Origin of the sequence: Halopseudomonas sp. (assembly GCF_038130085.1) — a bacterium.
Classification (GTDB): domain Bacteria; phylum Pseudomonadota; class Gammaproteobacteria; order Pseudomonadales; family Pseudomonadaceae; genus Halopseudomonas.
On sequence record NZ_JAYPMU010000054.1, the window covers coordinates 1 to 1,036 of the forward strand.

General features: G+C 65.3%; 2 protein-coding genes. One reads left to right on the forward strand and one right to left on the reverse strand.

Features of this window, described 5'->3' with window-relative positions; all coding sequences use genetic code 11:
- Positions 1-824, forward strand: an 824-nt coding sequence (locus AAFM31_RS17695; RefSeq protein WP_341709173.1) for a hybrid sensor histidine kinase/response regulator, incomplete at its 5' end; no start/stop codon positions are given.
- Here the strand turns inward: AAFM31_RS17695 and AAFM31_RS17700 are convergent.
- On the reverse strand, positions 825-1,036 hold a 212-nt coding region (locus tag AAFM31_RS17700), incomplete at its 5' end, for a LuxR C-terminal-related transcriptional regulator (protein WP_341709174.1).

The following is a 1,036-nucleotide window of genomic DNA, read 5'->3' on the forward strand; positions in this document are numbered from 1 at the left end:
ACGTGGCTCCAGAGGCGCAGCAACAAGGGCTGCAACTTGAGCTGCACTGTGACGAGTACGGGGTGTACAGCGATCCGCTGTTGCTGGAGCGACTGCTGCGCAATCTGCTCAACAATGCGCTGCTGCACGCACAGGCGCAGCACCTGAAGCTGAGTGCGCGGCATGACGGCGACGCAATCGTGTTGGAGGTGGCGGACGATGGCCGCGGTCTCAGCGAGGCGGAACAGGCGTTGGTGTTCGAGGAGTTTCGTCAGTTGGACAATCCCGGGCGCAATGCCGAGCGCGGACTCGGTCTCGGCCTGGCCATCGTGCAACAGCTGGCCGAGGTGCTGGAGCACCCCTTGCAGTTGCACTCCCAGCCAGGTGCTGGCACACGCTTCGCCCTGCAGTTGCCGCTTGCTGAGGTGCCGGTACAAGCGCCACGTGTGGATGCTGCGCTGGCATTGCGCGGGCGCATCCTGTTGCTCGAAGACGACGCCACTGGGCGCGAAGCCCTGGCCGGCTTGCTGCGTCGCTGGGGTTGCGAGGTGCAGGCCTGCGCCGATCTGGCCGGTGCGCTGCAGGCTCTGCGTCAGGAGGCGCCGCAGCTGCTGATCAGCGACTATCGGTTAGCCGAGCGGGGCGACGGGCTGCAGGCCATCGAGCGACTGCGCGAGGCGGCAGGGCAGATGTTGCCGGCGTTGCTGATCACTGCTGATCTGAGCCCGGAACTGCATGAACGCTGCCTGCCGGCGCACGTCATTCCCCTGGGCAAGCCCCTGTTGCCGGCGCGTTTGCGCCAGGTGCTGGCCACTCAGTTGCAGGCACGCCAGGCACTCACCTGATCACAGCCAGCCGCGCTGACGGGCGGCGCTGACGCAGGCGGTGCGGGTATGTACGGCGAAAGTTTCGAACAGCGCCTTGAGGTGAGTTTTCACCGTGTCTTCGGCCAGACCCAGCTCGCGGCTGATGGCTTTGTTCGGCAGGCCTTCTGCCAATAATTGGAGAATTTCCAACTGCCTGGGTGTCAGCGGTGATGAGCTGCTTGGCGCCGGCA